Annotated in this window: 21 protein-coding genes; 10 read left to right on the forward strand and 11 right to left on the reverse strand. The window is 71.1% G+C overall.

What is annotated here, in order from left to right:
• Positions 1-36: 36 nt before the first annotated feature.
• Together dnaN and dnaA are read right to left on the reverse strand one after the other, a co-directional pair.
• Positions 37-1,182 carry a DNA polymerase III subunit beta gene (dnaN, locus tag CLV56_RS09330; RefSeq protein ID WP_039363248.1) on the reverse strand — a complete coding sequence of 382 codons (1,146 nt, stop codon included), beginning with the start codon at positions 1,180-1,182 and terminating at the stop codon, positions 37-39.
• A gap of 443 nt (positions 1,183-1,625) precedes the next feature.
• Complete coding sequence (gene dnaA, locus CLV56_RS09340; protein WP_039363255.1) at positions 1,626-3,158, reverse strand: chromosomal replication initiator protein DnaA; 1,533 nt, start codon at positions 3,156-3,158, stop codon at positions 1,626-1,628.
• Positions 3,159-3,623: 465 nt separating this feature from the next.
• Here dnaA and rpmH point away from each other — a divergent pair, with 465 nt between their 5' ends.
• The 8 genes from rpmH to CLV56_RS09380 all read left to right on the forward strand — a co-directional run bounded on the left by rpmH (position 3,624) and on the right by CLV56_RS09380 (position 8,777).
• Complete coding sequence (gene rpmH, locus CLV56_RS09345) at positions 3,624-3,761, forward strand: 50S ribosomal protein L34 (protein ID WP_039363259.1); 138 nt, start codon at positions 3,624-3,626, stop codon at positions 3,759-3,761.
• Positions 3,762-3,777: 16 nt separating this feature from the next.
• Positions 3,778-4,140, forward strand: coding sequence for a ribonuclease P protein component (gene rnpA / locus CLV56_RS09350; protein ID WP_039363262.1), 363 nt, complete (start codon positions 3,778-3,780; stop codon positions 4,138-4,140).
• A complete protein-coding gene (yidD, locus tag CLV56_RS09355; RefSeq protein ID WP_039363265.1) occupies positions 4,137-4,397 on the forward strand; it encodes a membrane protein insertion efficiency factor YidD in 261 nt (86 codons plus the stop codon). Before rnpA ends, yidD begins: the two co-directional genes overlap by 4 nt.
• Before the next feature lie 3 nt (positions 4,398-4,400).
• Positions 4,401-5,414 carry a membrane protein insertase YidC gene (yidC, locus tag CLV56_RS09360; protein WP_100414736.1) on the forward strand — a complete coding sequence of 338 codons (1,014 nt, stop codon included), beginning with the start codon at positions 4,401-4,403 and terminating at the stop codon, positions 5,412-5,414.
• Complete coding sequence (locus CLV56_RS09365) at positions 5,392-5,931, forward strand: Jag family protein (protein ID WP_100415109.1); 540 nt, start codon at positions 5,392-5,394, stop codon at positions 5,929-5,931. The genes yidC and CLV56_RS09365 overlap by 23 nt, the downstream gene beginning before the upstream one ends.
• A gap of 32 nt (positions 5,932-5,963) precedes the next feature.
• Complete coding sequence (gene rsmG, locus CLV56_RS09370; protein ID WP_039363270.1) at positions 5,964-6,563, forward strand: 16S rRNA (guanine(527)-N(7))-methyltransferase RsmG; 600 nt, start codon at positions 5,964-5,966, stop codon at positions 6,561-6,563.
• Positions 6,564-6,708: 145 nt separating this feature from the next.
• A complete protein-coding gene (locus tag CLV56_RS09375) occupies positions 6,709-7,674 on the forward strand; it encodes a ParA family protein (protein WP_425437706.1) in 966 nt (321 codons plus the stop codon).
• Positions 7,671-8,777, forward strand: coding sequence for a ParB/RepB/Spo0J family partition protein (locus tag CLV56_RS09380; protein WP_039363272.1), 1,107 nt, complete (start codon positions 7,671-7,673; stop codon positions 8,775-8,777). The genes CLV56_RS09375 and CLV56_RS09380 overlap by 4 nt, the downstream gene beginning before the upstream one ends.
• Positions 8,778-8,954: 177 nt before the next feature.
• Here CLV56_RS09380 and trxA read toward each other — a convergent pair whose 3' ends face one another.
• The 5 genes from trxA to CLV56_RS09405 form a co-directional block, all read right to left on the reverse strand.
• On the reverse strand, positions 8,955-9,281 hold the full coding sequence (gene trxA, locus CLV56_RS09385) for a thioredoxin (protein ID WP_039363275.1): 327 nt from the start codon (positions 9,279-9,281) through the stop codon (positions 8,955-8,957).
• Positions 9,282-9,327: 46 nt separating this feature from the next.
• Positions 9,328-10,341: a thioredoxin-disulfide reductase gene (gene trxB / locus CLV56_RS09390; RefSeq protein WP_100414738.1), complete on the reverse strand. Its 1,014-nt coding sequence runs from the start codon at positions 10,339-10,341 to the stop codon at positions 9,328-9,330.
• An 81-nt stretch (positions 10,342-10,422) separates the two neighbouring features.
• Positions 10,423-12,006, reverse strand: coding sequence for a protein kinase (locus CLV56_RS09395; protein WP_039363278.1), 1,584 nt, complete (start codon positions 12,004-12,006; stop codon positions 10,423-10,425).
• 95 nt (positions 12,007-12,101) lie between these two features.
• Positions 12,102-13,937 (reverse strand): murein biosynthesis integral membrane protein MurJ, encoded by a 1,836-nt coding sequence (gene murJ, locus CLV56_RS09400; RefSeq protein ID WP_100414739.1) that lies wholly within the window; start codon positions 13,935-13,937, stop codon positions 12,102-12,104.
• Complete coding sequence (locus tag CLV56_RS09405; protein WP_039363281.1) at positions 13,934-16,087, reverse strand: DUF6049 family protein; 2,154 nt, start codon at positions 16,085-16,087, stop codon at positions 13,934-13,936. Before CLV56_RS09405 ends, murJ begins: the two co-directional genes overlap by 4 nt.
• A 61-nt stretch (positions 16,088-16,148) precedes the next feature.
• On the opposite strand from CLV56_RS09405, the gene CLV56_RS09410 reads away from it, so the two are divergent.
• Together CLV56_RS09410 and CLV56_RS09415 are read left to right on the forward strand one after the other, a co-directional pair.
• Entirely contained in the window at positions 16,149-17,597 is a 1,449-nt protein-coding gene (locus CLV56_RS09410) for a CCA tRNA nucleotidyltransferase (RefSeq protein ID WP_039363285.1), read from the forward strand.
• 122 nt (positions 17,598-17,719) lie between these two features.
• Positions 17,720-18,445 (forward strand): M15 family metallopeptidase, encoded by a 726-nt coding sequence (locus CLV56_RS09415; protein WP_157805122.1) that lies wholly within the window; start codon positions 17,720-17,722, stop codon positions 18,443-18,445.
• Positions 18,446-18,460: 15 nt separating this feature from the next.
• On the opposite strand, the gene CLV56_RS09420 is transcribed toward CLV56_RS09415, so the two are convergent.
• From CLV56_RS09420 to CLV56_RS09430, 4 genes are read right to left on the reverse strand one after another with little or no spacing between them, the layout of a single operon-like run.
• Positions 18,461-19,579, reverse strand: coding sequence for an MFS transporter (locus CLV56_RS09420; RefSeq protein ID WP_039363780.1), 1,119 nt, complete (start codon positions 19,577-19,579; stop codon positions 18,461-18,463).
• The gene (locus CLV56_RS20570) at positions 19,579-19,719 is read right to left on the reverse strand and encodes a hypothetical protein (protein ID WP_157805123.1); all 141 of its coding nucleotides are present in this window, start codon (positions 19,717-19,719) and stop codon (positions 19,579-19,581) included. The genes CLV56_RS09420 and CLV56_RS20570 overlap by 1 nt, the downstream gene beginning before the upstream one ends.
• Before the next feature lie 10 nt (positions 19,720-19,729).
• The gene (locus CLV56_RS09425; RefSeq protein WP_039363287.1) at positions 19,730-20,821 is read right to left on the reverse strand and encodes an inositol-3-phosphate synthase; all 1,092 of its coding nucleotides are present in this window, start codon (positions 20,819-20,821) and stop codon (positions 19,730-19,732) included.
• A 29-nt stretch (positions 20,822-20,850) separates the two neighbouring features.
• Positions 20,851-21,456, reverse strand: a complete 606-nt coding sequence (locus tag CLV56_RS09430) for a PadR family transcriptional regulator (protein ID WP_039363290.1) — start codon at positions 21,454-21,456, stop codon at positions 20,851-20,853.
• Positions 21,457-21,628: the final 172 nt, after the last annotated feature.

A 21,628-nucleotide genomic window follows, 5' to 3' on the forward strand; every position in this document is an offset into this window, starting at 1 on the left:
TGCTCCTTCGTGGGTCGGGTCCTGCGGCGCGAGCACTCAGCTGGGCAGTCGCACCGGCATGATCAGGTAGCGGAACGTCGAGCCGGGCTGCTCACCCGCCTCCTGGACCCCGGCCAGGGACGCCGGCCGGCTGGGCTGGGTGAACGACATGTGGACCATCGGCTTCCCGAGAACCTGCAGTCCTTCGAGGAGGAAGGTCGGGTTGAAGCCGATCGCCAGGCCCTCGCCCTCCACGGTCGCCTCGAGGGTCTCCTGGGCCTGCGCGTCGTCGCCGCTGCCCGCCTCCAGCAGCACCTGGCCCTCGGAGAACGTCATCCGCACAGGCGTGTTGCGCTCCGCGACGAGCGAGACACGGCGAACGGCATCGACGAGGTCGGCGGTGCCGACGTACGCGACGGTCTCCGAGGCCGCGGAGAACAGCTGGCGCACCTTGGGGAACTCGCCCTCGAGCAGCCGCGTCGTCGTACGCCGGGTGCCGGCGGCGGTCGAGCCCTCGAACCCGATCAGGCTCTGCCCGTCGTCCTGACCCGAGACGGCGATCGTCAGGTCGCCGCCCGCGGTGAACGACTTCGCGATGTCGGAGAGGGCCTTGGCGGGGACGACCGCGGAGGTCGAGAGCGCGGGGTCGTTCGGGAACCACGGGAGCTCGCGCAGGCTCGCGCGGAACCGGTCCGTGGCGAGCAGGGCGATGGTCGAGCCCTCGAACTCGATCCGGACTCCGGTCAGCAGGGCGAGCACGTCGTCACGTCCCGCGGCCGCGACCGCCTGGCCGACGGCGGTCGCGAACTCGTCGGCACTGACCGTCCCCGCGGCGTTCGGGACGGCCGGGAGGGCGGGGTAGTCGGCGACGGGCATCGTCTGGAGGCTGAAGCGCGCACTCCCGCAGGTGACCGACACCTTCGGGCCGTCCAGGACGACGTCGACCGGCCGGGACGGGAGGGACTTGCAGATGTCGGCCAGCAGCCGACCCGACACGAGGACGCGACCTTCGTCGGCGACGTCGGCGTCGACGGTCGTCCTGGCCGAGGTCTCGTAGTCGAACCCCGACAGGGCGATCCCGCCGTCGGTGCTCTCGACCATGAGACCGGCCAGCACCGGGACGCTCGGGGGTCGGACGGGCAGGCTGCGCGCCGTCCATGCGACGGCGTCCGCCAGCGCGTCGCGATCGATGCGGAACTTCACGCGGAGAGCCTCCGGGTCTGGGTCTGGACAGGCCGAGCGGGTCGGGTCGCCACGACGCTGTGCGGGCGGAACGACACGTTGTTGGGAATCCTGCCACGCCCGACCGGCACCCGACCACTCAGGGACATCTGGTCCTTCATCCCCAGGTCGGAGCTGTGGAGGACTTCGTCGTACGGGAGAGATCTTGTTGTTCTCATCATCGTCTTCGCCACTGTCGAAACTGTGGAGAACCTTCGTCGGCGCTGGTCAGGCACTCTTTGCCCTCGTGGACGAGCTGGGGGACGGACGGCGCTCGGTGGGGGACGGCGGTGGACGGAGCGGGCGTCCTCCCCAACCCGTCCACCGGTGACCGGGTGGGTCGTCCACCCGGATCCCGTGTTTTCCCCAGGAGTTTCCCCAAGTGTGGGAACACAAGAATCCGCGGTTGCGGGTGGCTCGAGACCTCAGCCGGCCTGGCGCGCCTGCTGCTTGATCCGGTTGGTGAGCTCGGTGACATGGTTGAAGACCGTCCGACGCTCGCCCATCAGCGTGCGGATCTTCCGCTCGGCGTACATGACGGTCGTGTGGTCGCGACCGCCGAAGTGCTGGCCGATCTTCGGCAGCGAGAGGTCGGTGAGCTCACGGCACAGGTACATCGCGATCTGGCGCGCCTGGACGAGGCCGCGCGAGCGGCTGGCCCCGCAGATCTCCTCGATGGAGTACTCGAGGTAGTTCGCGGTCTGCGCGATGATGAGGCCGGCGGTGATCTCCGGCTCGCCCCCCTCGGGGATGAGGTCCTTCAGGACGATCTCGGCGAGCGAGAGGTCGACGGGCTGGTGGTTGAGGCTCGCGAACGCCGTCGCTCGGATCAGAGCGCCCTCGAGCTCGCGGATGTTCGTCTGGATCCGGCTGGCGATGAATTCGAGGACCTCGGGCGGCACGACCAGCTTCTCGATCTCCGCCTTCTTGCTCAGGATGGCGATCCGGGTCTCGAGGTCGGGCGGCTGCACGTCGGTGGTGAGTCCCCACTCGAACCGGCTGCGCAGCCGGTCCTCGAGCGACTCGAGGCCCCGGGGCGGTCGGTCCGAGGTGATGACGATCTGCTTGTTCGAGCCGTGCAGCGTGTTGAAGGTGTGGAAGAACTCCTCCTGGGTCTGGATCTTGCCCTCGAGGAACTGGATGTCGTCGATCAGGAGGACATCGGTGTCGCGGTACCGGCGTTGCAGCGCGGGCATCCGGTCGTCGCGGATCGCGTTGATGAAGTCGTTCGTGAACTCTTCGGTGCTCACGTAGCGGACCCGGGCGTTCGCGTAGAGGCTGCGCACGTAGTGCCCGATCGCGTGCAGGAGGTGCGTCTTGCCGAGGCCCGACTCGCCGTAGATCATCAACGGGTTGTAGGCCTTGCCGGGCGCCTCGGCGACCGCGACCGCGGCCGCGTGCGCGAACCGGTTGGAGGAGCCGATGACGAAGTTCTCGAAGTGGTACCGAGGGTTGAGCCGGGTGTCTGCGCCGTTCGCCTGCGCCGGACGGTTCGTCGGGCGGGTCGGGACGAAGGCGGCCTGCGGCGAGGTCTCGTCGCCGGCGGGCCGCCGGTCGCGCGCGCTGTGGGTCGGCTCGTCCGCCTCGGGCGGAGTCGGCTCGGGAGCGGGCTCCGGCTCGTAGGAATGGGGACTTGTCGACAATTCCGACCCGGGCGTCGGCGTCCGGGACGCGGGCAGGGCGTCCGGGTCGACGGTGACCGCGATCCGGATCGGCCGGTCGAACGACTGGGAGAGCGCCTCCTCGAGCTGCGACCGCAGCCGTACCTCCATCTGGGTCCGGGTGAAGTCGTTGGGCACGGCAACGAGCAGGGTGTTGTCGTGCAGGGCGAGCGGCACGGAGCTGGCGACCCACGCCCGGGTGGTCACCGGGAGGACGTCGGTGATGGCCTCCCACCGGCTTCGCAGAGCGGCGGTGTCGACGGGTTGCGCCTCCGGCTGCGTCTCGCTGTCGTCCATTCAGGCCCCGTCCTCGCGTTGTGGTTGTTTCCCGAGTCCACATCGTTTTCCACAGGTCGTGGAGACTCGTCTTTCTGGCACGAATACTCCGGAATCACAGGCGTGTGATCGCTCGCCCGCCCGTTTTGTCCCTGTGGATAACCGCGTCTTGTCGGGACGCTAACAGCACCACGGAACCCCGGCAACCGATTGTCCACAGGCACTCACAGGCTCGCCACCCGGGGGTACGCTCGGGTGCGCCGCGTCACGTGGGGCAAGCCCAGGTGGGGCGTGGTTTGACCGTCCTGGGAACGACCACGTACCGTGGTGAGGTCGAGTTCGTCGACAACTGCCGCATGCCTGCGTGCGCCGAAGCGCCCTTCGCGCGCGCACGTCGGCGGGCGGTGGCCGTCGAAGCACGATCGTCCGTCCGGACTAGCGGCTGCGCTGTGTCGTGGCCAGATTCAACGAGCAGGGAGCATTCCGGTGACCAAGCGCACCTTCCAGCCGAACAACCGCCGTCGTGCGCGCAAGCACGGGTTCCGTCTTCGCATGCGGACCCGCGCCGGTCGCGCCATCCTGGCGGACCGCCGTCGCAAGGGCCGCGCCCGCCTGTCGGCCTGACCCGGTACGCGGTGCGGTGCTGAGCTCGCCTCACCGCCTGCGGTCCGGCGGTGACATCAGAGCAACCACGAGGCGAGGACGTCGTGCGGGTTCCCGCACTGTCCTCGCCCACGCTCGTTTGGGGGTCCGTGGCCCCGCCGAGCCCACGCGCGTCGCGTTCGTGGTCGGCCGGCAGGTCGGCAACGCCGTGACCCGCAACCAGGTGAAGCGTCGGCTGCGTGCGCAGATGCGGCCACGCCTGACGTCGGTCCCGGGCGGCTCGGACCTGGTCCTGCGGGCCCTGCCGGCCGCGGCGACGGCGTCGTCCCCGACTCTGTCGTCCGACCTCGACCGCGTGCTCGGCCGGCTCGCGCCGGCCCCCGAGAGGTCGGGCCGATGAAGTACGTCCTGATCGCCCTGCTCAAGGCCTACCGAGCCGTGATCAGCCCGCTGTACGGGCAGGTCTGCCGCTACTACCCGTCGTGCTCGGCCTATGCCCTCGGCGCGGTCGAGACGCATGGCGCCGTGAAGGGCTCGTGGCTCGCCGTGCGCCGACTCGGGCGATGCCACCCCTGGACCGCCGGCGGCTACGATCCCGTCCCCCCTCGATCCGCCGCCGGCGGGTCGTCGTCCCCCACTTCCCCACGAGGCGTGTGACCCATGGAATCGATCGGCAGCTTCTTCGGCGCGATCATGCAACCGCTGTACTACGCGGTCTCGGCCATCATGGTCGGCTGGCACTGGCTCCTGACCCAGATCGGGCTCGATCCGGACTCCGGTTGGACGTGGGCGCTGTCGATCGTCGGGCTGACCGTCACGATCCGTGCGCTGCTGATCCCGCTGTTCGTCCGCCAGATCAAGGCCAGCCGCAACATGCAGCTGCTCCAGCCCAAGATCAAGGAGCTGCAGAAGAAGTACGGGCACGATCGGGAGAAGCTCGCTCAGGAGCAGATGAAGCTCTTCAAGGACGCGGGGACGAACCCGTTCGCGTCCTGCCTGCCGCTGCTTCTCCAGATGCCGATCTTCTTCGCCCTGTTCCGGGTGATCGACCACGCCGCGAACGGCGACGCGTACGGCGTGCTGACCCAGGAGCAGGTCGACTCGATCCAGAACGCCACCTTCCTCGGCGTGCAGATCGCGAGCCGGTTCACCGATCCTGAGGTCTCCTCCAAGATCGTGTGCGCGATCCTCGTGGTGCTGATGACCGCGACGACGTTCCTGACGCAGCGGCAGCTGATGTCGAAGAACATGCCGAAGGACGCGATGACCGGGCCGTACGCCCAGCAGCAGAAGATGCTGCTCTACATCCTCCCCTTCGTCTTCGCCGTCGGTGGCATCGCGTTCCCGGTGGGCGTCCTCATCTACTGGACGACCTCGAACGCCTGGACGATGGGCCAGCAGTTCTACGTGATCCGGAACAACCCGGCGCCCGGCACCCCGGCGTTCGAGGCGAAGCACGCCCGGGACGTGAAGAAGGGCAAGATCACGACGCCGGAGCCCGAGCCGGCCCCGGTCGACGAGGACGCGCAGATCCGTCGGCAGCAGCCGAAGAAGCAGTCGCGCCAGCAGCGCAAGAAGAACCCGCAGCAGCGCCGCCCGTCGGGCGGATCGACTGCACCGAAGGACGACTCCTCGGGCAAGGCCGGAGGAGATGGAGGTGGCACGAGTGAGTGAGTCGCAGGTGGAAGACGTCACGACCGACGCGCAGGCTGACGAGGATCGCCCGAGTCGGCTGGACCGGCTCGAGCACGAGGGCGACGTGGCTGCCGACTTCCTCGAGGACCTGCTCGACATCGCCGACCTCGACGGCGACATCGACATGGATGTCGACGGCAACCGCGCCGTCGTCTCGGTCGTGGGCGGCCAGCTCCAGCAGCTGGTCGGCCGGGACGGGGAGGTCCTGGAGGCGCTGCAGGAGCTGACCCGGCTGGCGGTCTACCGCGAGACCGGAGAGCGCTCGCGGCTGATGCTCGACGTCGCGGGATACCGCGCCGAGCGTCGCGAGGCTCTGACGCGCGCGGCCGAGGAGGCCGTTGCTTCCGCCAAGGAAGCGGGTGCGCCCGTCAGGCTCGATCCGATGACACCGTTCGAGCGGAAGGTCGTGCACGACGCGGTCGCCGCTGCCGGTCTCGTGAGCGAGTCCGAGGGTGAGGAGCCCAACCGCCGGGTGGTCGTCCTTCCGACGTCCTGATGGATGTTTCACGTGAAACATCGGCTCCGGCCGTGGCCGGAAGTCTCTTCGGGTCCAGGCTGGACCTCGCACAGCGCTACGCGATGTCCCTGGCAACGTCCGGCGTCGAGCGTGGACTGATCGGGCCGCGTGAGGTCCCCCGGCTGTGGGACCGCCACCTGCTGAACTGCGCCGTCGTCGCGACTGCGTTGGAGTCGGGTGCGGAGATCGCCGATGTCGGCACGGGCGCAGGGCTTCCGGGCTTGGTGTGGGCGATTGCGCGGGCGGACGTCCGGATGACGCTGATCGAGCCGCTCCTGCGCCGTACGGTCTTCCTCGAGGAAGTCGTGGCCGATCTCGGGCTGGACAACGTCGACGTGGTCCGCGGCCGCGCCGAGGAGGTCGACGGCGCGTACGACGTCGTCACCTCGCGTGCGGTGGCGCCTCTGCCGCGTCTGGTCGGGTGGTCGATGCCGCTCGTTCGTCCGGGAGGCTCGATGTGGGCGATCAAGGGCGCGTCGGTCTCCGACGAGGTGCCGGCTGCGCGGTCCGCCATCCGCCGGTCCGGAGGGACAAACGTCCGCGTGACCACGTACGGTGAAGGCATCGTCGAGACCCCCACCACCGTCCTCCAGATCGACAGGATCCCGTGATGCAGATCGAAGTCGTCCGCGGGCTGGGCTACCCCCGGTTCTCCGAGAAGCGCGCCCCGCACGATGTCGCGGACACGACGCTCCCGGTGGGATGGCAGGACCCGGACGTTTCACGTGAAACTAAGCGCGGAGAGGGAGCGAGAGCGTGACCGAGTCGACGGAAGGTTCGCCCCCCGGAGTCGTGCGAGCCTCCGAGCTCACCCACGCCGGAGCGTTCGCGATCGATACGCCGTTGGCGCGCGAGGTCGCCGACAACCTGGCGCGGCAGCAGCTGGCCAGCGCGACCGGACCGATGCCGAAGCCGGCCCGGACGCGCGTCATCGTCGTCGCGAACCAGAAGGGCGGGGTCGGCAAGACCACGACCGCGGTCAACGTGGCGGCCTCGATGGCAGGCCAGGGACTGCGGGTCCTCGTCGTCGACCTCGACCCGCAGGGCAACGCGTCAACGGCGCTGAACGTCGAGCACTCGGAGGAGACGCCCGGCGTCTACGAGGTGCTGGTCGAAGGCGCCCGGATCGAGGATCTCAGCAAGCCCTGTCCGGACGTCGACAACCTCGACGTCCTCCCCGCGTCGATCCAGCTCGCCGGTGCCGAGGTCGAGCTGGTCCCGATGGTCGCGCGGGAGGTCCGGCTGAAGCGCGCGCTCGACGAGTTCCTCGAACGCAACTCCGAGGCCGACCACGCCTACGACTACGTGTTCGTCGACTGTCCGCCCTCGCTCGGCCTGCTGACCGTCAACGCGTTGGCGGCGGCGCGCGAGGTCATGATCCCGATCCAGTGCGAGTACTACGCGCTCGAGGGACTCAGCCAGCTGATCCGGACGATCGACATGGTCAAGGACCAGCTGAACCCGTCCCTTTCTCTCAGCACGATCCTGCTGACGATGTACGACGCCCGCACCCGGCTGAGCGCGGGCGTCGCCGACGAGGTCCGGAACTACTTCGGGGGACAGGTCCTGCGGACCGCGATCCCGCGCTCCGTGCGGATCTCCGAGGCGCCGAGCTATCAGCAGACCGTGATCACGTACGACCCGAGCTCGCCGGGCTCCCTGTCCTACCTCGAAGCGGCCCGCGAGATCGCGGACGCGGCCACGACGGAGCCGGCCTCGTGAGCCCTCAGCGGCGCGGCCTCGGGCGGGGCCTGGGAGCCCTGATCCCGACCGCCGACCCCGATTCTCCCCGGCAGAGCAGCGATCCCGCGCGTCCCGACCAGCCCACGCCGGCCGACGGGCGCCGTGACGACCACGTGGACCCGGAGTCCGGGGCGTCCGTGGGCGGTCCCGTGTCCGAGACGGCCGCGGGATCGACGAAGGCCGAGCCTCGCGAGGACGGCGGGCGTGGTGCCTCGAGCGCGACCTCGGCCCCGAGGGCGGAGACCGCACCGGAACTGACGCCGGTGGAGGGAGCCCGGTTCGCGGAGGTGCCGGTCACCTCGATCCGTCCGAACCCGCGCCAGCCGCGTGAGGTGTTCGACGAGGAGCCGATGGCCGAGCTGGTCGCCTCGATCTCCGAGATCGGACTGCTTCAGCCGGTCGTGGTCCGCCCGGTCGGGGACGAGCAGTACGAGCTGGTGATGGGGGAGCGCCGCTGGCGCGCCACCCAGGAGGCCGGACTCGACGTCATCCCGGCGATCGTCCGCGACACCGACGACAGTGACATGCTCCGGGACGCGCTCCTGGAGAACCTTCACCGCGCGCAGCTCAATCCTCTCGAGGAGGCGGCGGCCTACCAGCAGCTGCTCGACGACTTCGACTGCACGCATGACGAGCTGGCCCGCAGGATCGGGCGATCGCGTCCCCAGATCAGCAACACGCTGCGGCTCCTGCGCCTCACCCCGCCCGTTCAGCGGCGGGTGGCAGCGGGGGTGCTGACCGCGGGGCACGCCCGTGCGCTGGTGGGCGTCGAGGATCGTGACCGCCAGGACCAGCTGGCCCAGCGGGTCGTCGCCGAAGGACTGTCGGTCCGCGCGCTCGAGGAGCTCATCGCGCTCGGCACCTCGGAGCCCGAGCCGACGCGTCGGCCGAGAGGCCCGAAGCCGGTCGCGCCTCGGCTGACCGACCTGGCCGGGCGGCTGTCCGACCGGTTCGACACCCGGGTCAAGGTCGACCTGGGCAAGAGCAAGGGCAGGATCACGGTCGAGTTCGCGTCGATCGACGACCTGGAGCGGATCGTGACGCTGATGGACCCTGCGGCTGGCGGCGACGCATCAGCGTGAACGTCTGCGCGACGCGTCGTCGAAGCCATTAATTGATTTGTCGACAAATACCTAAGACGCCATAACCGGCGTTCCGTCAGCTGTACCCCTGGCACGAGGAAGCCCCGGGCGATCATCGATCACCCGGGGCTTCATGGTCGGCGTGCCGAGATCCGGCGGATCCGGCAGCAGCAAGGATCAGGACACGTACTCGTCGAGCTCCTTGAGCAGCAGACTCTTCGGCTTCGCGCCGATGACGGTGTGCACCAGCTCGCCGCCGGAGTAGACGTTGAGAGTCGGGATCGACGTCACGCGGTACGACGCCGGCGTCTGCGGGTTCTCGTCGACGTTCATCTTCACGACCGTGATCTTGTCGGCGTGCTCCGCCGCGATCTCCTCGAGGATCGGAGCGACCTGGCGGCACGGTCCGCACCACTCGGCCCAGAAGTCGACGAGGACGGGCTTGTCGGCGCCGAGCACGGCGGTGGAGAAGTCGGCATCGGTGACGGCCTGGATGTTGCCCACGGTTGGTTCCTTTGCGCTCGAGTGGAAGGTGCGGTGCCTGTCAGGATCAACCCGCGACGGACGCGGACGATTCCGGGGTGGTGGTCTGCTGGGTGCTGGGCTCGATCGCCGGGGCGGCAGGTGCCCGATCCTCGAGATCGGCGAGGAAGCGCTCGGCGTCCAGCGCCGCCGAGCATCCCGTGCCGGCGGCGGTGACGGCCTGACGGTAGGTGTGGTCCACGAGATCGCCGGACGCGAAGACGCCCGGGAGGTTCGTCCGGGTCGAGCCTGACTCGACGAGCACGTAACCCTCGGCATCGAGGTCGACCTGGCCCTTGACCAGCTCGGAGCGAGGATCGTGCCCGATCGCGATGAACAGCCCGGTCGCGTCGAGGTCACGCTCGCCGCCGGTCACCGTGTCGCGCAGGACGACGCCCTCGAGCGTGTCCTGGCCGCGGAGCCCGGCGACCTCGCTGTTCCAGGCGAACTCGATCTTGTCGTTCTTGAAGGCGCGGTCCTGCATGATCTTGCTGGCGCGCAGCTCGTCACGACGGTGCACGAGGGTGACCTTCTCTGCGAACCGGGTCAGGAACGTCGCCTCCTCGACCGCGGAGTCACCGCCTCCCACGACCACGATGTTCTGGTTGCGGAAGAAGAATCCGTCGCAGGTCGCACACCAGCTCACCCCGCGCCCGGACAGACGGTCCTCGTCCGGCAGCCCGAGCTTGCGGTATCCCGAGCCCATCGCGAGGATCACGGCGTGCGCGCGGAACTCGCCCGTGGCGGTCCGCACGACCTTCACGTCGTCGCCCAGGTCGACCGACACGACGTCGTCAGCGACCAGCTCGGCGCCGAACCGCTCGGCCTGCTGGCGCATGTTGTCCATCAGCGCCGGCCCGACGATGCCCTCGGGGAAGCCCGGGAAGTTCTCGACGTCGGTCGTGTTCATCAGGGCGCCACCGGCGGTGACGGAGCCCTCGAAGACCAGCGGCGAGAGGTTCGCGCGGGCGGTGTAGACCGCCGCGGTGTAGCCTGCCGGGCCGGATCCGATGATGATCACGTTGCGTACGTCAGTAGACATTCTTCGCCTTCGTTGGTGGTCGATCCGTGCAGCCTTCGGCTGCACTCCGCACAACGCATCCTAGGGGGGCGGCATTCCCGCTCAGGCGTAGCCGCGGACGACGACCTCGGCGACCCCACCTTGGAACACGTCGTCGTCGACCGCGGGCAGCTCGGTGAGCCAGAGCAGGACGTACTGCGTGCGCGTGACCTCCCCGAGCGAGACCGACGCTCCGGTCGGGGAGTTGTCGGCGTTGCCGACCCGCTTCATCTGGTCGAGGCGGGTGGGCTCGCGGCTGCGGTCCGGGGCGACGTAGACCTGGAACGAGATCGGGGCGTCGACGAACAGCGCCTGGACGCTCTCGACGTCGTGGACGTCCCCGAGGTCCAGCATCAGGCCCACGCCCTCCTTCAGCCCACCCAGGGCTGCCTGGTTGTAGTACTCCAGGGTCGTCCACGCCGTCTCGGGGTCGCCGTCGACGGCCAGCCCGACGGCGTCCGGGTTCTCCGAGCCGTCGCCGTCGGGCTCCGGGTCGAAGGACGTCACCGAGTCCACGGGCAGGTCCACCACGGACCCGGTGATGACCGGATCGGCCGCCGTCGGCTGGTCGCTCGGGATCGAGTCGCCCCCGGGTGCCGAGGCACGGCCGACCACGAACGTCAGGCCGATCGCGAGGAGCACGATCACGACGACGGCGAGCCAGATCAGCTTGCGCTCGCCGTCGGTGGCCCGGCGCAGACGCTCGACGCCGCGCTCGGCGAGATTCGGGGGCGGTGGTTCCAAGGCCTGCGGTCGACGCTTGGGCGTCACGCCCGGTGGCGGGCCCTCCGGGACCCGCACCGGATCGTGCCGGAACAGGTCGGGCGACGACGCGAGCACCTCGGGCTCCTCGGCCGGCTCGTCCTCGCCGGTCATCGCGAGCTCGAGTGCGATGTCGCGGGCGCTGTGCAGACCTGCTCGATGGTGTCGTGGGGGGCGTCCGAGGATCTGGTCGCAGACCACGTCCACGTCGCGTCCCACCCCGGCGCGGACCTGTCGGGGACGGAGCAGCCGCCCGTGCTCGCGCGGCGCGGCCGGCAGTCCCTCGTCGCCTCCCGGGTACCGGCCGGTGAGGCAGGCGTAGAGCAGCTTGCCCAGAGCCTCGACGTCGAGCTGCTCGGCGTAGCCGACGTCGGCCTCGTCGACGTCGTGGTGGGCCGAACGCAGCGCGTGGTCGGTCGCGAGGCCGATGACCCGGACCGCTCCGTTGTCCTTGAGCAGGACCGTCGCCGGTCGCAGGTGGCGGTGGTAGACGCCGGCGGCGTGCGCCTCGGCCATGGCCTCGGCCACCTCTGCGACCACGGTGGCGGAGCGACGGTTCGTCAGCGTGGTCGGGTCGAGCACGTGGTCGAGGGAGACTGCGCGCGCCCACTCCCGGACGAGGTACGTGTGGCCGAGGTCGTCCTCCACGATGTCGAGGATCCGCAGGAACCGCGGGTCGGCCACCGCCGTCGACCGGCCGGCGGCGAGCACGAACGCGGTCGACCGGCGGTCGTCGGCACGCAGGGCCTGGACACCGACCGGGCGGGACAGCACCGTGTCGTAGGCCTTCCAGGTGACGGCCCCGCCCGACTCCTTGATCAGGTCGTCGAGGCGGTAGCGACCGGAGAGCACCGTCCCCGAGCTCAGCTGCGCCGTCTGGTCCACGCCTCATGCTATCCACGCGGTGGGCGGACACGTGGCGCACCACCCCGGGTTGCCGGCGGATCCCACCGCCCTCGCCTGGGACGGCCGCGCAGGGCCTACGACGCCGAGCGCCGCAGCACCGTGCGGACGACGTCCTGAACCTCGCGCAGCCGCAGCAGCCACGCGGCCGCGAGGTAGCTCACGGCGCCGATCAGCCCGGCCGAGGCGAAGATCACGAGAGCGCCCGCCTTGGACTCGACGTCGGCGACGCCGCGGGTGTTGAAGACCACCAGGACGACCAGCATCGCGGCCCCGGCGACCATGCATGCCGTCGTGAGACGCACCGCGTAGCCGGCGACCCGCCAGTCGACCACCGGGCCGACGCGCGTCGAGAGCACGATCAGCGAGGTGGCGGACCCCACCAGGTACGCCGCCCCGTACGCGAGCGCGAGGGCGGGGGCGATCTGGCTCGGGGAGACCGACGCGGTCAGGGTGATCGCGAGGACGATGTTGGTCGTCGCGAGCACGATCTGGATGAAGAACGGCGTCCGGGTGTCCTCGAGCGCGTAGAAACCCCGCAGGGTCATGTACTGGAGCGAGAAGAGCACGATCGCGGGGGCGAACGCCGCGATGGTGTTCCCGAGCGGTCCGGTCTCACCCGTCATCTCGCCCCACGACCCGATCAGCACGCCGAGCGGGGTCGACAGCGCGAGCACGGCCACCGCGACCGGGGCGACGAGCGCGAGGACGAGCCGCATCGTCCGCTGCAGCTCGGCGCGGACGTCCTGGCGCCGGCCCTGGGCGGCCAGGCGGGACAGCAGCGGCATCGTCGCGGTCACGAGCGAGACGGTGATCACGCCGTGCGGGACCTGGGTGATGAGGAACGCGTTCGCGTACACCGTCGTCCCGGCCGGGTCGTCGATCCCGGCCTCGGCCGCCCGCAGACCGGCGCTGGACGCGATCCGGTTCACCACGACGTACGTCGCCTGGTTCACCAGGATGAAGCCGAGGGTCCAGGCGCCGAGGCGCAGCGTGTGGCCGAGACCGACCCCGCGCCAGTCGAAGCGCGGACGGTAGTGGAAGCCGGCCGCGCGGAGGTACGGGACGAGCACGAGCGCCTGCACGGCGATGCCGAGCGTGGACCCGAGGCCGAGCAGCGCCTCCTCCCCGGAGGTGAAGCCGTCCGAGCCGTCGGAGCTGCCGTAGACGGCGATGTAGGTGACGAGGATCGCGCAGGAGATCAGGTTGTTCGCGATCGGGGCCCACATCATCGGCCCGAACCGCCCGCGCGAGTTCAGGATCTGCCCGACGAGCACGAACGCGCCGTAGAAGAAGATCTGCGGGAGGCAGTAGCGCATCAACGTGTAGGCGGACTCCAGCGCGGCGGCGTGCTGCGGCTCGAACAGCATCGGGTCGAACACGATCCGCGTGAGCAGCGGCGTCGCGATCACCAGCACGACCGTCGCCACGAGGAGGACGCTCAGGCCGAGCGTGACGATGCGCTGGGCGTACGCGTCGCCGCCGTCGGCGTCGTTGCGCATCGCCCGGACGAGCTGCGGGACGAGGACCACGTTGAAGATCCCGCCGGCGACCAGGATGTAGAGCGCGTTCGGGATGGTGTTGGCACCGGTGAAGATGTCGGCGTTGAGGCTGGACCCGATCGCGGCGAAGATCAGCGAGGCCCGCACGAAGCCCGTCAGACGCGACACGACCGTGCCCGCCGCCATCAGGACGCTGGCGGACAGCAACCCGGTCGAGGTGCGGCGCTCGGCCTCGGCCACGACCTCGTTCACAGCCGCCGGGTCCGAGGTGGGGTCGGCACCGGACTCCCCGGCCACGCTGGCCGCACGCTCCGCTGCAGAGCCCAGCGGGGCGCCCCCGGTCGGCTCCGGAGCCGCCGGCGGGTGATCCGGGTCGCGTGCCTCACGCCTCGAACGTCGGTGCTTGCTCATCGACCCTCCGGACTCGCGACGCGTCGACGACGCCGCGCGCGCACGACCCGCCGCGCCACGGCGACGACGACCAGCAGGACCGCCAGCGCCAGGAAGACCCACACCACCCGACCGACCACGCTGGAGCGGACGGTGAACGGTGCCGGGACGCCGACGATCGTCCCCTCCGCGGTGACCAGGCTGGCCGTGACCGCGGAGGTGGTCGCCTGACCGGCCTCGGCCGTCACCGTCGTCGTGAGGCTCTGGCCGGGCGAGATCTCGGTGACCTCGACGTCGGGGATCCGTGTGCTCGGGCTCTCCGAGAAGAAGCGGACGCCGACCGTGACGGGCACGTCGAGACCGTTGGTGATCGTGACCGGGAAGCGTCCCGACGAGCCCGACAGCGTCACGAACGACGTGACCGAGACCGTGACCTCGTCGAGGATCGACGAGACCGCGTCGGCCTGGGACTGAGCGTGCTCGAGGCCGCGCGTACGAGCCTGACGCCAGCCCTGGGATGCCGCGAGCGCGGCGCTCTGGTCGAAGAACACCGAGCGCGAGGTGCTCGCGCCGAGCATCTCGTCGAGCGCGCTCCCGCCCGTGAGGATCTCGGCCGAGGCCTCGACCTGGTCGTTGCTGATCGGGCGCTGCTTGGACTTGCCCGGCAGCCGGACCCGTCCCTCCCAGACCTGTGCGGCGTCCCCGAGCTGCGCGTCGGTCCCGACCGGGCGCACCCAGGCGGGATCGAAGACGGAGGAGAAGTCGGCGCGCTCCCACTCGTTGCCCGGGTCGAACGCCGGATCCGCCACGAGGACGACCCCGGGATGCGTCGGCGAGAGTGCCGACAGCGCGGCACGGGAAGCGAGCCGCTGCCGCAGCGCGAGCGTGGCGCCGGCTCCGGTGGTGACGGGCTGCAGACCCGGGTCGAGCACGACCGCGTCCATCGGCAGGCCGTCGACCTCGACCTGCAAGGCGTCGGAGTCGGCGGGGGACCAGCCGCGGAGCACGTCCGGCGACAGCAGCGCGGCGTCGGCCCCGAGTGCGCGCGACCGGTCCAGACGCCTGCGGTTGGTGATCCCGTTGGGTGGCCACGACACCGTGCGGGCCACACGCAGCCCGAACTGGCTCACGGTGGCCTCGGTCGCACGCACGGCCGCCTGCGTCACGGCCTGGCCGGACTCGGCGGCGGCGGGACGGCCGAGGGCGGCTGCGTCCGGGCGACCGTACGGCAGGGTCCAGACCGTGTGCCGGCGCGCATAGGTCACCAGGTCGGACAGGAACGAGCGGGCCACCCGTTGGGTGTCCGTCTCCTCCTCGACCGGCTGATCGGGGTCGTAGGCCGCGGCGCCGCCTGGACCGCCCGCGCGCGAGGGCCCGTAGCTGTCGAGCGCGATGTCCCGCAGGGCGTCGAGCAGAGCCGGATCGACGAGGACCGTCGCGGGCGCGGACTCGTCGGCCCGCGCGAGCGCGAGCAGGCGGTCGAGGCGACCACCGGGTGAGACCGCCTGGACGAGCGCGTCGGCGTCGGCGGGAAGCCCGTCCGCGTCGCGCTGGACCGGGTCGACGAACGGCCAGACGACCGACACCCGTGCGGGCTGGTCGACTGCGTCGTCGGCGACGTACGGCAGGACCGTCAGTGCGCGACCGACGGCATCGTCGGAGCGTGTGCCGTTCGGGGCCGTCGCGAGCACCTGGACGCTGACGGGGTAGACCCCGGACGCGCCGCTGATCCCCAGCCGCCCGAACGGCACCTCGAGCCGGAACGTCGTGGTGTCACCGGGCGACAGGTCCCCGGCGGTGCCGATCGAGTCCAGCGCCGTCACGCGACGCAGGCCGCCGACGGTGGTCGGGTCGGCGAGGACGGAGTCGACCGAGCGTGTGGTGGTCAGGGGCTCGGACGGGAGGGCGAGGTAGACCCGCACCCGGCTCCAGGTCCGCTCGGTGGGGTTGGAGATCCGCCCGGTCACCGTGACGGAGCCGCCGGAGCGCAGCGCTGTCGGGCTGAGGGTGTCGATCGTGACGGAGAGCTGGTCCGACTCCGCTGCGTCCGCGTGCGGACCGGTGGTGCCGACCAGGCCGAGCCCGAGCAGGGTCACGAGCAGCGACACCAGCAACGCCCGAGCACGCAGCGGCGTCGGGGGCTGGCCGGGGCTCGGGCAGGTGGGCGTCATCGGGAGCCATGCTAGAGCGACGGGTCGAGCCGCCGGTGGCGCCCACGTACAGTGGGTCGTCATGGCCACCGCCTCCTCACCCTCCGCTGTGCACGATCCGCTCCCGAGCCTGACGGCGCGCATCGCGGCCCAGCCGATGGTCGGAGACCTCGCACGACGCTTCGCCGCCGCCGGTCACGAGCTGGCCCTGGTCGGGGGTCCGGTCCGCGACGCGGTGCTGGACCGTCCCGGCGCCGACTGGGACCTCACCACGTCGGCGCGCCCGGAGCAGACCGAGGACGTGCTCGCCGGGTGGGCGGACGCGACCTGGGACATGGGTCGCGAGTTCGGGACCATCGGGGCCCGCAAGGGGGACGTGGTCCTGGAGATCACGACCTACCGCACCGACGCGTACGACCCGAGGTCCCGCAAGCCCGAGGTCGCCTTCGGCGACGACCTGGCCGGGGACCTGTCGCGGCGGGACTTCACGGTGAACGCGATGGCGTACCGGCTGGCGGGCGGGGAGCTGGTCGACCCGTACGAGGGGATCGCCGACCTGCGGGCGGGCGTGCTGCGGACTCCGGTGGAGGCGACGCGGTCCTTCGACGACGACCCCCTGCGGATGATGCGCGCGGCGCGGTTCGTCGCCCAGCTCGGCTTCACCCCCGCCGACGAGGTGGTGGAGGCGATGCGGTCGATGGCGGAGCGGATCGACATCGTGTCGGCCGAGCGGGTGCGCGACGAGCTCGACAAGCTGCTGCTGGCGCCCGCGCCGAGGGCGGGACTGACTCTCCTCGTGGAGACCGGGATCGCCGACCGCGTCCTGCCGGAGCTGCCGGCGCTGCGGCTCGAGCGCGACGAGCACCACCGGCACAAGGACGTGTACGACCACTCGCTGACCGTCCTCGAGCAGGCGATCGCCCTCGAGTCGCGGATCGGGGACGGCGGACCGGACCTCGCGATCCGGCTGGCCGCGCTCCTGCACGACATCGGCAAGCCCAGGACCCGGCGGTTCGCTGACGACGGGAGCGTCACGTTCCACCACCACGACGTCGTGGGGGCCAAGCTCGCCCGCAAGCGGATGAAGGCGCTGCGCTACTCCAACGAGCTCGTCGAGCGGGTCAGCCGGCTGGTCGAGCTCCACCTGCGCTTCCACGGCTACGGATCGGGCCAGTGGACCGACTCGGCGGTCCGACGCTACGTCCGCGACGCAGGTGACGAGCTGGAGCGTCTGCACGTCCTCACGCGGGCGGACTCGACGACACGCAACCGGCGCAAGGCCGAGCGCCTCCAGCGCACCTACGACGACCTCGAGCGTCGGATCGGCGAGCTCGCCGAGGCGGAGGAGCTCGACCGGATCAGGCCGGACCTCGACGGCAACGAGATCATGCAGATCCTCGGGATCGGTCCGGGTCGCGAGGTCGGCGAGGCGTACCGCTTCCTGCTCGACCTGCGGATGGACCGCGGCCCCTTGCCGCCCGAGCAGGCCCGTGAGGCGCTGCTCGCGTGGTGGGCGGCACGCGAGGCCTGACGCACACCCGGCGGCCGCTCGGTCCCGACCTCTCGATCCGGGCGGCGAAGGCTGGCCCGGACACGTGCCGTCTCGCTATCGTGTCGTCCACGCGGGGGCGTGCGGCGACGAGAGGACGGTCCGTGGGCGGACGCCACGCAGCTCCGGGGCGACGACGGGCTCCTCGCCCGCCGCGCCGCCGGCTGCGGCGGGTCGTGCTGGTCGCCGGCCTGGTGCTCGTGATGCTCGCGTCCGTCCCGCTGGTGCGCGACTGGCGCGAGGCCGCGGCGGAGCACGCACGCGCGGAGCAGGCCGCCCAGGAGATCGCCAGCGAGGCGCTGCGACGGGAGCGCCTCGAGGAGCAGGCGGTCGCGGTCTCCCGGAGCCTGCACGCTGCCGGCCGTGCGCGCGTCGGCCGCCAGCTCGTCCTGACCGGCTGCCCGTCGGAGCAGGCGCAGCCGAGCGGACCGAACGGCCGCCTCCCGGCCTCCGCCCTGTGCACCGTGGACGGGATCGAGCTCCGCGCCGACGCCGCCGAGGCGTGGGCGCGCCTGGAGGAGGACTTCCGGGCCGCGTTCGGGCGGTCACCCTGCGTGAACAACGGCTACCGCAGCTACGCGCAGCAGGCGTCGATGTACGCGGCCAACCCCGGACTGGTCGCCGCGCCGGGCACGAGCAACCACGGGCTCGGGCTGGCCGTCGACCTGTGCGGTGCGGAGGAGGGTCCGGGCTCGTCCACGTGGACCTGGCTGGACAGCAACGGCCCGGCGTACGGATGGGGCCTGCCGTCGTGGGCGCGACCCGGCGGCTCGCGCGCCGAGCCGTGGCACTTCGAGTACCTCGCGGCCGGCGGCGACCGCGTGCAGTAGCGGCCTGCCCGGCGGTCACACGAGCGGCAGCAGGAGCGCCGCGCCGGCCACGTAGGCCACGTTGACCAGCACGTCGTAGAGCACGAAGGCCTGCCCACGCTCGTCGTCGTCGACCCCGCGCTGGATCCGCGTGTCGGTCTGGACCTTCCAGACCTGTCCCACGAGGCCGAGGGCGAACGCCACCACCGGCCAGCCGGCGGCCGGACCGAGCGCGGCGGAGGCGAGAGCGAGCAGCAGTCCACCGACCCCGACCACGACTGCGTGCCGGTCCAGCCCCCACGCCCGCCAGGCGAACGGCGTGGTGAGCGCACCGGTGCCGTATCCGAGGGCGACGCCGCCGGCGAGGGCGGCCAGGTACGCATCGGAGCGGGTCGTGGCGAACACGAACGCCAGCAGCGTCAGCGCGCCGTACGCCGTGCGGTACCCGCCGTACCGCAGGAGTGCCGCGCGGACGAGCGGCGCTGCGGCGAGGTGCCGCAGGGCGCGCCCGAGGTCGCGTGCGACGTCGGTGAGGCGCGGAGGACGGGTGCCGGAGTCCGGGCCCAGCGCCGAGTCCGCGAACCCTCGGGCGGACAGCGCCGCGAGCGCGGCCGCGGCCGCCGCGAGGGCGAGGACGTGCGCCGACGACCCGCCGAGGGCGACGACCACCACCCCCAGCCACAGGCCGCAGGCGTGCCCGCCGGTCCCGAGCACCGGCGCGAGCGTGTTGGCGTCGACGAGACGGTCGGTCGGCACGACCTGCGGGACCGAGGCCGACAGCGCGGCCAGCACGAGGCGACCGGTCCCCAGCACCGCCAGCACCAGCGCGTACGTGGGCCAGCCCGGGGTGGAGTCGGCGAGGACGGACAGGACGGCGACCCCGGCCACGGCGACGGCGCGGGCGCTCTGACCGAGGACGAGCAGGGTGCGGCGGTGCCACCGGTCGAGCACGAGACCGACGAACGGCGCGACGACGCTGAAGGGGAGGAGCAGCAGCGCGAGCACCGCGACGAACCGCTCCGGCGAGCGCTGGGCCTCCGGTGAGAGCAGGGTCAGCCACACGATCCCGGCCTGGAACAGCCCGTCGCCGACCTGGGCCGCGATCCGGACCGTGAGCAGGCGCCGGAACCCGGATGTCGCCAAGCCCTCCCGCATCAGTCGAGGATGGCAGGGACGACGAACGGCGCGGACCCGCGTGCGGGTCCGCGCCGTTGCGTGCGGGTCTCGATCGCTCGCTTCGCTCGCGCCTCGACCAGCGGGAGGAGGTGCTTCGCTCGCGCCTCGACCCGCGTCACCGGACGAGCCTCAGCGCTCCTCGTCGCCGACGATGAAGGCCTCGAGCTTCGCCCGACCGAGGTCGTCCGGGCGCTGCACCGGAGGGGACTTCATCAGGTACGACGACGCCGAGATCAGCGGGCCGCCGATGCCGCGGTCCTTGGCGATCTTCGCGGCGCGGATCGCGTCGATGATGATGCCGGCGGAGTTCGGGGAGTCCCAGACCTCGAGCTTGTACTCGAGGTTCAGCGGGACGTCGCCGAACGCGCGGCCCTCGAGCCGGACGTACGCCCACTTGCGGTCGTCGAGCCACTGGACGTAGTCGCTCGGGCCGATGTGGACGTTCTTGTCCTCGATCTTGCCGGCGAGCGGGCCGTTGAGGTTCGAGGTGACGGCCTGGGTCTTCGAGACCTTCTTCGACTCGAGCCGGTCGCGCTCCAGCATGTTCTTGAAGTCCATGTTGCCGCCGACGTTGAGCTGGTAGGTCCGGTCGAGGACGACGCCGCGGTCCTCGAACAGGCGCGCCATCACGCGGTGGGTGATCGTCGCGCCGACCTGGCTCTTGATGTCGTCGCCGACGATCGGCACGCCCGCGTCGGTGAACTTCTGCGCCCACTCGGGGTCGGAGGCGATGAAGACCGGCAGCGCGTTCACGAACGCGACGCCGGCGTCGATCGCGCACTGCGCGTAGAACTTGTCGGCCGCCTCCGAGCCCACCGGCAGGTAGGACACGAGCACGTCGGCCTCGGTGTCCTTGAGCACCTGGACGACGTCGACCGGCTCGGCGTCGGACTGCTCGATCGTCTCCAGGTAGTACTTGCCCAGGCCGTCGAGGGTGTGGCCGCGCTGCACGGTCACGCCGAGCGGCGGCACGTCGCAGATCTTGATGGTGTTGTTCTCGCTGGCCTGGGTGGCCTCCGAGAGGTCGAAGCCGACCTTCTTCGCGTCGACGTCGAACGCGGCGACGAACTCCACGTCACGGACGTGGTAGTCGCCGAACTGGACGTGCATCAGTCCGGGGACGGTGCCCTCGGGGTCAGCGTCCTTGTAGTACTCGACGCCCTGGATGAGCGACGTGGCGCAGTTTCCGACGCCCACGATCGCAACACGTACCGAACCCATGGGTCCTCCTCCTCGAGACCGTGGTGGTCTCACTCGTCACTGTCGTCCTGCTTGCTCGTGCGGGGGTGTGGCGCCCGCGTGCTCCCGGGGTCCTGCCCCGAGCGCTCCGCGTCGATGAGCCCGGTCAGCCAGCGCACCTCGCGCTCGACCGACTCCAGACCGTGGCGCTGCAGCTCCAGCGTGTACGCGTCCAGGCGCTCGCGACTGCGTTGCGCGGTGGCGCGGACCCGCTCGAGCCGCTCCTCGAGACGACTTCGGCGTCCCTCGAGGATGCGCACCCGAGTACGGGAGTCGGTGCGCGAGAAGAAGGCGAAGTGGATGCCGAAGTTCTCGTCCTCCCAGGCGGACGGGCCGGTCTCGGCCAGCAGATCGGCGAAGTGCTCCTTGCCGTCGGCCGTGAGCCGGTACACGATCCGGCCCCGTCGACCTCGGGTCGTGGGCTCCGCCGGCTCGTCCGCGACGATGTATCCCTTCCGGCCGAGCGCCTTCAGACAGGGGTAGAGCGTGCCGTACGAGAGCACGCGCGACCAGCCGAGCAGGGCGTTGAGCTGCTTGCGCAGCTCGTAGCCGTGCATCGGGGTGTCGTGGAGCAGCCCGAGGACCGCGAACTCGAGTGCAGCACCGCGCTTCGCCACGACAGCCTCCTTCCGGCGTCCGGGATCGGCCCCCTCCGTACAGGTGCCGATCGATATATCGTCGCGATACATCGAAGCGATGTCAACCAGCACGGGCGACACCGGCCCCGACGTGACCCCCCGGCGATGTGATCTGCGTCGCTCCCACCACGTCCGGTGGATCCGGACAGCA

This window comes from Mumia flava (assembly GCF_002797495.1).
Lineage (GTDB): Bacteria > Actinomycetota > Actinomycetes > Propionibacteriales > Nocardioidaceae > Mumia > Mumia flava.

Bases quoted from the DNA above. Each gene is read 5' to 3' on its own strand.
- dnaA (WP_039363255.1), bottom strand. From the start codon at position 3,158: ATGGACGACAGCGAGACGCAGCCGGAGGCGCAACCCGTCGACACCGCC.
- yidD (WP_039363265.1), top strand. From the start codon at position 4,137: ATGAAGTACGTCCTGATCGCCCTGCTCAAGGCCTACCGAGCCGTGATC.
- yidC (WP_100414736.1), top strand. From the start codon at position 4,401: ATGGAATCGATCGGCAGCTTCTTCGGCGCGATCATGCAACCGCTGTAC.
- CLV56_RS09365 (WP_100415109.1), top strand. From the start codon at position 5,392: ATGGAGGTGGCACGAGTGAGTGAGTCGCAGGTGGAAGACGTCACGACC.
- trxB (WP_100414738.1), bottom strand. From the start codon at position 10,341: ATGTCTACTGACGTACGCAACGTGATCATCATCGGATCCGGCCCGGCA.
- murJ (WP_100414739.1), bottom strand. From the start codon at position 13,937: ATGAGCAAGCACCGACGTTCGAGGCGTGAGGCACGCGACCCGGATCAC.
- CLV56_RS09405 (WP_039363281.1), bottom strand. From the start codon at position 16,087: ATGACGCCCACCTGCCCGAGCCCCGGCCAGCCCCCGACGCCGCTGCGT.
- CLV56_RS09410 (WP_039363285.1), top strand. From the start codon at position 16,149: ATGGCCACCGCCTCCTCACCCTCCGCTGTGCACGATCCGCTCCCGAGC.
- CLV56_RS09420 (WP_039363780.1), bottom strand. From the start codon at position 19,579: ATGCGGGAGGGCTTGGCGACATCCGGGTTCCGGCGCCTGCTCACGGTC.
- CLV56_RS09425 (WP_039363287.1), bottom strand. From the start codon at position 20,821: ATGGGTTCGGTACGTGTTGCGATCGTGGGCGTCGGAAACTGCGCCACG.